This is a genomic window from Paenibacillus dendritiformis (genome assembly GCF_015845845.1).
Lineage (GTDB): Bacteria > Bacillota > Bacilli > Paenibacillales > Paenibacillaceae > Paenibacillus_B > Paenibacillus_B dendritiformis_C.
In genome coordinates, this window is record NZ_LDIG01000102.1 from 37831 (window position 1) to 47508 (window position 9678).

The window sequence follows — 9678 nt, forward strand, 5'->3', positions numbered from 1 at the left end:
GCAAGGAACACATCCAAGCGAATTCGGCTATTACCACATCCATAGCATACATGGAAGGCTGACCTCGGCGTATTGCCGGCGTCGGCTTTTTTGTATGGAAGGCATGCGGATTGATGCCGGGCGGATGAATAGGATGATTGGCAACGATGCATAGTAATGACAGGTGATCACGAATGTGGAATGCGATAGTATCCTATTTTCCAGGCTGGGAAATATGGCTGCAGGCGGCGATTGGGCTGTGCGTGCCCTATGGAATCTCCCTGGCCGTAAGCAAGAGCAAGCATCCGAATCAGGAGGCAGCAGAGCAAGAGGACGGTTCAACGGACCAGCCTGCCGATTTTACAGGGGAGCTGCGCTCCGATATGACGCTGATTCAGAATAGATTCAATCACCAGAGAGATGTCTCCGTACGCGAGTTTTGCCTTGGAAAATCAAGTCAGAAAGCGGCTGTTTTTTTCGTCAACGGCATCTCCGATAAGCAATTGATTGAGACGCATATCCTGAAATCGCTCATGGTAGATTTGGCGCGGATGAATAGCGATTCGGAAGCCTCCGGCCCGCCATATTCCAAGACATTTATTGTAGAGCATGCGCTGGCAGTCAGTACAGTGAAAGAAACGGACAACCTGGAACAGGTCGCCTCCGAGCTGCTGCGGGGAAATACCGTGCTGCTGATCGAACAGTATCACGGGGCCCTCATTCTCGCGACGAGAAAAGAAATTACGCGAAGCGTGCAGGAACCGCCGTCGGAACTATTGGTTCGGGGGCCGCGTCTCGGCTTCAATGAGAGCATCGACGAGAATTCCGCCCTGCTGCGGCAGCATGGCGACAACGAGAATCTGGTCATTGCCCGGATTCGCGTCGGCAAGCGGGTTCAGAGGGAACTGCTGATCACCTATGTTGCCGATATCGCCGATCCCCATCTTGTCCGGGAGGTCATGGCAAGAATCAAGCGTCTCGATCTGGACGACGTTCAGGATACCGGTTATATCGAGCAAATCGTGGAGGATAACTTTCTGTCTCCGTTCCCGCAGGTGCAGAGCACGGAGCGGCTCGACCGCGTGCTCGCCGCCTTGCTGGAAGGGCGAGTGGCGCTCCTTTTGGATGGAACCCCGTTCGCCCTGATTGTTCCGGTCACCTTCAATATGCTGCTGCAGAGCCCGGAGGACTATTATGAACGCTGGATGCCCGTCACGCTGCTTCGCATCCTTCGTTATTTCGCGGCATTTATTTCGGCGTTCGGCCCATCGTTATATATTTCTTTCATTTCCTTCCACCAAGGATTGATTCCGACGAAGCTGGCGCTATCCATCGCAGAGACGCGTGCGGGGGTGCCGTTCCCGTCGCTGATCGAGGTCTTGATTATGGAAGTGGCCCTCGAAATATTGCGGGAAGCCGGTCTCCGCCTGCCGAAGCCGATCGGCCAGACCATTGGCATCGTAGGGGGGCTGGTAATTGGCGAAGCGGCCGTTCAAGCCGGCATCATCAGCCCGATCATGATCATCGTCGTTGCCGTGACCGCGATATCTTCCTTCGCGATTCCGCAGTACAACGCCGGGATCACATTGAGGATGCTCCGCTTCGGCGCCATGTTCTTCGCGGCCGTATTCGGCCTGTATGGCGTCGTTCTGTTCTTCCTGGCGCTCTGCAGCCATCTGGTGAAGCTGAAGAGCTTCGGCATCCCTTACGTGAGCCCGGCGGCCCCTTACCGCCTCCGGGATTGGAAGGATTATTTCGTGCGGGCGCCGCTGCGCTGGATGACCCGCCGGCCGAAGATGCTGCATGTCCAGGATTCGATACGCAAAAAGCAGCAGGAGGAATGAAAAGCGTGAAGATGGGCAGAGAACAGGGCATCACGACGCAGCAGGCGGCCGTATTCGTCGGCAACTTTATCCTTGGGGTCGGCATACTGACACTGCCCCGGGAGGCGGCCGAGAAGGTCCAGACGCCGGATATATGGCTCTCCGTCATTCTGGGCGGGCTGCTGGCGATGCTGGCGGGCATCATTATCGTCAAGCTCGGAGAGCATTTCCCGGGCCGAACCTTCTATGAATACAGCGAATGGATTGTCGGCAAATGGCTCTCCCAAATCATCAACCTCGTCGTGATCGTCTATTTTGTCGCCACGTCCGGGCATGTCGTGCGCTCGCTCGCTGAAGTGACGGTCTTGTTCCTCCTGGAAGGGACCCCGCGATGGGCCATCATCCTGTCCTTTATGTGGGTCGGATTTTACCTGATACTCGGCGGCCTTCCCGCCATCGGCCGCTTGTTTGCGATCATTTTTCCCATTACGCTGCTCATCTTCGTCATGATCGCCGCGATGAGCTTCAAAATATTCGATCTCGACAACCTGCGCCCGGTGCTTGGACTTGGCATCATGCCCGTATTGAAGGGCGTCAGGACGACAGGACTGTCGTTTGCCGGGTATGAGATCATGCTTATTTTGCAGGCGTATATGCTTCGCCCCAGGCAAGCGGCTCGTGCGGTGGTGTTCGGGGTGTCGATTCCGCTTCTCTTCTATGTGACGACGGTCGTCATGGTGATCGGGGCGCTGTCGGTGGAAGGCGTGGTTAGCAGCGCTTGGCCCATGATCACCTTAATCCGGAGCTTTGACTTTCCGGGCATTTTTTTCGAACGGTATGAATCGCTGATGCTTGTCATTTGGATCATGCAAATTTTTGCAACGTATGTCATTACGCATTACGCGGCCGCTAAGGGGTTGGCAATCATGCTCAAAAAAGAGCTTCGTCCGATTCAGTATGTGATGATTCCGATCGTGTTCATTGTCGCGATGCTGCCGAAAAATATTAATGATATGTTCCAGTTCGCCGACAATATCGGCAATACCGGAATCGTGCTGTTCGGCGTGCTGCCCGCCGTGCTGCTCGGGATCGTGAAGCTGCGGGGTGGAAAACGTGGGCAACAAGCGACCTAAATGGAGGATGCCGCTGTCATGCGCAATGATTGCGCTGCTCCTTCTGGCCGCAGGCTGCTGGAGCGCCAGGGAGATCGAGGAGCTGGGAATCGCGATCGGGACCGCGGTCGATATCAGCAAGGAGACGAAACTGCAGAAAAGTCTGGAGGAAGAGGGCGGCGATTATTCGAAAAAAAACATGCTGACGATGACCTACCAAGTTATCGAGCCCGGGGGCAGCGCAGGGGCGGGGAAAGGGCAGCCGGGCACTCAGAAAAAATACCGCAATATTTCGGTAACGGGAGATTCACTCCATGAACTGACGCGGGAAATCGCCTTGAGCCGCGCCCGCCCTATTTTCGGCCAGCATCATAAAGTCATCGTCCTCAGCGACAAGCTGGCTCGGACGCACAGTTTGCGCCAGCTGCTTGATTTCTTCATGCGGGAGCAGGAATTTCGGCCGAGCTGCCGCCTTTTCATCAGCAAGGGAGAGGCACGCAAGACATTGGAGCTCAAGGACCAAACCGAGTTCCCCGCCATGCGGCTGACCGGCATCAGCGACAACCAGTACCGGAGCAGCCGGCTGCTGCCGCCGATGCCGTTAACGAAGGTGCTTAACGAGATCAATGCATCGTCCAGCTTCCTGCTGCAGAACCTCATTACGGCGGAGGGAGAAGTGAAGCAGGCCGGGGCTGCGGTCATCTATGGCAAGACCGGGAAGCTGATCGGATTTCTCGATGAGGAGCAGCTGGAGGCCGTCAACTGGGTCACCGGGGACATCAAAGGCGGTGTCGTCAAGTCCCATGACAATCGGACCGGGGACATCTGCGTCTATGAGATAACTTCAATCAAGAGTGATATTCGCTCACGTATCGAGAAGGGCAGGATTGCGTTCGATATCCGGATCGAGTCGGAGGGCAGGCTTGCCGAGCAGTGGTCGAGCGAGCAGGACGATTTCGACTCCCGGAATCTCCAGCAGGTCGAGGCGGACGCGGCGAAGCAGGTGGAAGCCCGCATCGCCGACATGCTGCATAAGGTGCAGAAGGAGTACCGGGCGGATGTCCTTCGCCTGGGCGATCATGTCCGCATTCATTATCCCCGCTTGTGGAGGAAGTGGAAGAAGGATTGGGATGAAATCTTCGCGGATGCCGAGATCAGGTACAATCTGAGGCTGAAGGTGAAGGAGTTCGGCACCACGAGCATCAAGGCCAAATAAGAGGATAGGCCGGCATGGCGCATGAGGGCGGATCGGAAAAGTTTCCACGCCCTCTTTTTGGCGCGTCCTCCGGCTGTTCCCGCCGATTCGGAGCGAACTTTGCTACGCTGCATGGGCCATTTTTTGTTCGCTTTTCTTCTATCTTTCGTTGATTTTGTGTAAACTGAAAGGATACAGAATGCGGCCTTCTCCTTGAGAAGCCGTGAAAGTGGAGGTACGTGCGCTTGTCACAACTGGGATTATCCGTTAAGACATTCAACCGTGTAACCGAGCAGATGAAGCGCCGTTTTCGCTACGCGACTTTGGAACAGGGCTGGCGCTATTACCGCAAGCGGGCCGTGCTGGGTATGGCGGCCGAGGAACAGGCCGGCGGCGGGGAAGAGCCGGATCAGTGGATAGCGGCCGAAGTGTATGAGACGAAGCGTTACCGCGTCCGGTTCAACTGCACCGCCGTCAAGCGGAGCCAGTGCACCTGTCCGGAGGAGGGCGGCTGCAAGCATATGGCCGCCGTCTATTTTCAGCTGTGTGACGAGCTGGGGAAGAAGCCGGAATTGTATCTGGCTGAATTCCGCCAGGTTTATATCGAAGAGGAACGCCAACGCATGGTGCTGCGCAAGCGGGCCGAGCATAAGGCGGAGCTCGAACGGCGCAAGAAGGCTTGGCAGATGAGTCTGTCTCCGTCGGCTCCGGCTCAAGAATGGCATGATTTTTTCCATCGAAAATATAGCAAGCCCTTCACCGATTACCATTCTCCGGTGACCGATATCGCGGCCTGGGCTCAAAATGAATTGTACCGCGAGGGAGAACGCTTTCCCGGGCAGGTTGTTCCGTTATACCGCATGCATGTCCTGCTCTTCTTGCTGCGGCAGCTGTCCATCCGTTACGGCCAAGGCAGCTCCCGGAGCTATCCGGGCCGGGACGCTCCGGCTTCGGAGACGGTCCGGCCCTATATGGAGGAGCTGCGGCGGCTGGCGGAGTCTTACGACCCCTGCGCTACCCCTGCCGCTTATGAGCCGCATGTCGCCGCCCTGGGCGAGATCGCGGAAGCGGTGGCCTTGTCCGAGGAGGAATCGGCGGTCGACGGACTGGACGTGCTCGCCCTGCTCTGGTCGACCGTGTTGAACCGGCCGGACTGGATGGAGGAGGCGCACCGCAGGCTGGAACGGATGCTCGTTCCCGTCTCGTCGCTCCGTCCACGGCGCCGGGACGCGATCCGGGTGGCGCTGGTTCATTTGGAGGTGCTGCTTGGACGCGAAGCCGAGGCGGTGAAGCGGCTGAGCGAGCTGACCTACCACAACGATCCCGGACGGTACTGGGGTTATTTGCGCGAGCATGAACGCTCCGGACGCTACGATCGGATTGTCTATTGGCTCGGCGCCCTCGCTCCGTTGATCCGCCAGTCCGGCCAGGTCTCCGATTTGGAGCAATACTGGGAATTTTGGAAGCGGGTCTATGAACGGATGCCGGACAAGGACGGTCTGGAAGCGCTCGTCCTCTCTTTGCTGCCTGGCATTTCTCCGTACTTGTCTTCCTTTTTGCTGGAACAGGGGCGGTACCGCGATTGGGCGGAAATTCAATTGCTTCAGCGGGTCTCGCCCGCAGATATCGCGTCCGGCGAACTGGAAGCGGTGGAACGCGCCGCTCCGGAGCTGCTGCTGCCGTTGTTCCACCAGGCGATTGAGCGCCATATCGAGGAACGGACGAAGGAGCATTACCGCGAGGCCGCCCGCTTGCTTCAACGGTTGAAGCCGCTCTATGAAGCCTGCGGCTCGGCCGGTACATGGGAGCTGTTCATGGAGCGGTTCGCGGCCCGCTACGCCCGCTTGCGGGCGCTGCACAAAGAGTTACGAGAAGGAGCGCTCTTGACATGAAGGAACAGGGAGCTTGGAAGGTGGAATGCCTCTCTCGCCGCCAGGGCGGATTTCTGCTTCATCACGGGGAGTTCAGACGGACTCTGCGGACGTTCAAGCATACGCTGTTCGGCTGGCACCGGCCTTCCTTTTACGGCACGATGCTGGACGAGGCGGAGGAAGGCCGCGTCCTGGGCATTGCCGTCTCTCCCGTCATGCTCCTGGAGCTGGCGGAAGAGCCGATCTCCGTCCGCTGGGCGGGGATTGCATGGGGAGACAGCTTCCGCATCGCGGCGTCGGCCGCCCATATCTATGCGGAAGTGCTGCGGGACGGCCGCTACCGGCCGTCATTCGACTTGTGGAAGCAGGGCAAGCGCGGCTGGGATCTGCAGTTGACGATGGAAGAGCGCCTGGCTCTGGAAGCGTTGGAGCAAGAGGCGGCCGCCCTCGGCGATCCGGGCCTGGCCCGCTGGTTCGACGAGCTGATGGCTGACGCCCAGGCCCGGCGTGACGAACATCCGGGGGTATGGCGGATGATCGCGTCCGTGAGGCCGGGCATCGAGACGCTGCGCCTTCCCGAACGGGCTGCGGCCTGGTGGGAGGAGGCCGACTGGCTGGAGGCGATCGGCTGGGCAAGGGACGAGACGCCGTTCCGTTTCATGGTGCGGCTGGACGAGCCGGAGGAGGAGCGCGGCCCGTGGAGGCTCCGCGTGCTGCTGCAAGACAAGGAGCAGCCGGCCGTCCAGTTGGCCTGCGCTTATATGCCCGAAGGCCGGGGTTACCGGGCTGCCGCCGCGGAAGGCGCGTTCCCGGAGACGTGGCAGTCTTATGTCGACAGCCGGGTACACCATGAGACGGACAAAATCGTCCGTCTCCTCCCCTGGCTCGCGCCGGAGGAGGCGGGCGGCGGGCTGAAGACCCTGCTCACCGAGGCGGAGGCGTGGCAGTTCCTGGCGGAGGGCAGCCTGATTCTGACCGATGCGGGCATTCTGGTGGCCGTGCCGGCCTGGTGGCAGCGCGCGCGCCGCTTGCAGACGCGGCTGAAGGCGAAGCTCACCGGGAACGGCTTCACCGGGACGTCCTATATCGGACTGGAGCAGATGATGCAGTTCGATTGGAAGCTCGCTATCGGCGACTCCCAGTTCACGGAGGAGCAGTTCCGCGCCCTGCTTGAAGAGGACCGGCGGTTAATTTATCAGAATGGACAATGGGTGGCGCTGAATCCGGAGGAAGCGGCACGGATACGGCGCATTATGATGAAGGCCGAGCGGGAAGGCTTGTCGCTGGGCGAAGTGCTGGAGCTGCAGCTAACGGCCGAGAAGGAGACGCTGGAAGAAGAGGACCCGCTGCAGCGGAAGGATGCGGTTCGGCTTGAGCTGGAACTGAACAGCTATCTTCAGACGTTCATCGATAAGTTGAAGCATCACGACTCCATCCCGCTGTGCGAACCGCCTGCGGGCCTGCGCGGCGAGCTGCGCAGCTATCAGCTCCAGGGGTTCTCCTGGCTTGCCTTCATGCGGCGGTTCGGGCTGGGCGCCTGTCTTGCCGACGACATGGGGCTGGGGAAGACGATTCAATGGATTGCTTATATGCTCCGCATTCAAGAGGAGGAGCCTGAGAAGGCTCCGTCCCTTCTCATCTGCCCCACCTCGCTGATGGGGAATTGGCAGAAGGAGCTGGAGCGCTTTGCGCCGAGCTTGAAGGTGCATTTGCACTATGGGCTTGATCGGGCCAAGGGAGAAGGCTTTGCCGCTGCGGCCCGTCAGGCGGATGTCGTGATTACGACGTATACACTCGCGCTCAAGGATCGGGAGGAGCTGCGGCAGATCGTCTGGAGCTCGCTCTGTCTCGACGAAGCGCAAAATATCAAGAACCCCTATGCGAAGCAATCGGTGGCCATTCGCAAGCTGCAGGCCAGACACCGGATCGCCTTGACGGGGACGCCGATCGAGAATCATTTGACCGAGCTGTGGTCCATCTTCGATTTCTTGAACCCGGGCTATCTGGGGTCGCTCTCCCATTTCCGCCAGACCTACATCCTGCCGATCGAGCGCACCCGCGACAAGGAATGGATGCAGCTGGTGCAGCGGCTGGTGCAGCCGTTCCTGCTGCGGCGCATGAAGAGCGACCCGGACATCCAGCTCAATCTGCCGGAGAAGCACGAGGCGAAGGTGTATGTTCCGTTGACGGCGGAGCAGGCGTCCTTGTACGAGCAGACGCTGCAGGATCTTTTCGCGCCGATCGAGCGGATGGAGATGTTGGAGCGGCGCGCTCATATTCTCGCCGCCCTCACGAAGCTGAAGCAGGTGTGCAATCATCCCGCGATGCTGCGCAAGGAAGGGCCGGCCGGATGGAGGCCGGAACGCTCGGGCAAGCTGGTCCGCCTGCTCGAGATGCTGGAGGAGCTTCGCTCGGAAGGCGAACGCTGCCTCATCTTCACTCAGTATGCGGAGACGGGACGCCTCCTGCAGGCGGTGCTGGAGCGGGAGACCGGCGAACGGGTGCCATTCCTTCACGGCGGCGTGCCGAAGAAGGAGAGGGACCGGATGGTGGAGCAGTTCCAGGGGGAGAGCGCCGCAGACGCCGGGCGCGCATCGGCCTTCATCCTCTCGCTGAAGGCCGGGGGAACCGGCTTGAATCTGACGGCGGCGAATCATGTGTTCCACTATGATCGCTGGTGGAATCCGGCGGTCGAGAATCAGGCGTCCGACCGGGCATACCGCATCGGCCAGACCCGCAACGTTCAGGTGCACAAGCTCATTGCGCTCGGCACGCTGGAGGAGCGGATCGATGATATGATCGAGCAGAAGCTGCAGCTGAGCGAGCAGGTGATGAGCAGCGGCGACAAATGGATTACGGAAATGTCCACGACGGAGCTGCGCGAGCTGTTCGCCCTGCGGAGTCATTGGATGGAATAAAAGAGGCGTCCCCGGTTTAGACCGGGGGCGCCTTTTTGGCATGCTGCGGATGGCCTGGCTCTCCATGCTTCATATGACGGCCATTGGGGCCAATCCTGCAATTTTACAGTATTTTATGGCCGCGCCGGGCCTTTTCGCGGAAATTCCTGCTGGATTGCAGGATTTCGCCTGTTTTAACGTTGCCGGAGGTGAAGCGGGCTGAAATTGATGTAATTTTGCAGGATTACTAATAAGGGGATTAGGTAGCGTAAAAATTACTGCACTTTTGCAGCATTGGTGGGGGAGGGACGGAAAAGGGAGCGTGCTCCAAGCCCGAAGGCAAGGGAAAAACGCGGACGTTTTTGTGTATGGGCCGTTCAAGATGATGGCTGTTTGTCTTAGCGGTATAGAGCACAGTGTTCTTTCCTCTGTTGGCCCTGCATAACTTTCCTTTTTTTACAAAACATAAGCAGACCTGAATCCGTGAAATGAAATCATAGAAAAGTTAGAAAATGAGCCGCCGGTAAAGTAAAATAAGGAAAAAGGGAAGAATTCCCGTATTTCTTTAACTCACCCCGGAGGTGCCATTGATGAAACCCGTACGTTTTCAACTGGATCAGTCCGTGGAGATGCTGACCGCTCATTCCGGTCTTGCCCTCATTGGCTTGCTCCTTTCCCATACCCAGATTGCCAAGCGCTTGACTCGTTCCTCGCTTCCCGGTGTACATCAACCCACGGTCACTCACCCGGATGTGGTCTACGCGTACCTGGGGCTACTTTGTCAAGGGAAAAGTGACTTTG

General features: G+C 58.6%; 6 protein-coding genes and 1 pseudogene. All 7 read left to right on the forward strand.

All coding sequences use genetic code 11. The annotated features are described in order from the left end of the window. The first annotated feature begins 173 nt into the window (after positions 1 to 173). A complete protein-coding gene (locus ABD76_RS08585; RefSeq protein WP_197256001.1) occupies positions 174 to 1823 on the forward strand; it encodes a spore germination protein in 1650 nt (549 codons plus the stop codon). Further along, entirely contained in the window at positions 1820 to 2935 is a 1116-nt protein-coding gene (locus ABD76_RS08590) for a GerAB/ArcD/ProY family transporter (protein WP_242069460.1), read from the forward strand. Before ABD76_RS08585 ends, ABD76_RS08590 begins: the two co-directional genes overlap by 4 nt. Beyond that, a complete protein-coding gene (locus tag ABD76_RS08595; RefSeq protein ID WP_338125079.1) occupies positions 2916 to 4130 on the forward strand; it encodes a Ger(x)C family spore germination protein in 1215 nt (404 codons plus the stop codon). Before ABD76_RS08590 ends, ABD76_RS08595 begins: the two co-directional genes overlap by 20 nt. Positions 4131 to 4348: 218 nt before the next feature. Next, the gene (locus ABD76_RS08600; RefSeq protein WP_338125081.1) at positions 4349 to 6001 is read left to right on the forward strand and encodes an SWIM zinc finger family protein; all 1653 of its coding nucleotides are present in this window, start codon (positions 4349 to 4351) and stop codon (positions 5999 to 6001) included. Continuing rightward, entirely contained in the window at positions 5998 to 8898 is a 2901-nt protein-coding gene (locus ABD76_RS08605; RefSeq protein ID WP_197256005.1) for a DEAD/DEAH box helicase, read from the forward strand. Before ABD76_RS08600 ends, ABD76_RS08605 begins: the two co-directional genes overlap by 4 nt. A gap of 40 nt (positions 8899 to 8938) precedes the next feature. After that, positions 8939 to 9100 carry a hypothetical protein gene (locus ABD76_RS08610; protein ID WP_197256007.1) on the forward strand — a complete coding sequence of 54 codons (162 nt, stop codon included), beginning with the start codon at positions 8939 to 8941 and terminating at the stop codon, positions 9098 to 9100. A gap of 367 nt (positions 9101 to 9467) precedes the next feature. Beyond that, positions 9468 to 9678 (forward strand): annotated as a pseudogene (locus tag ABD76_RS08615) (IS1380 family transposase); the annotation flags it as partial.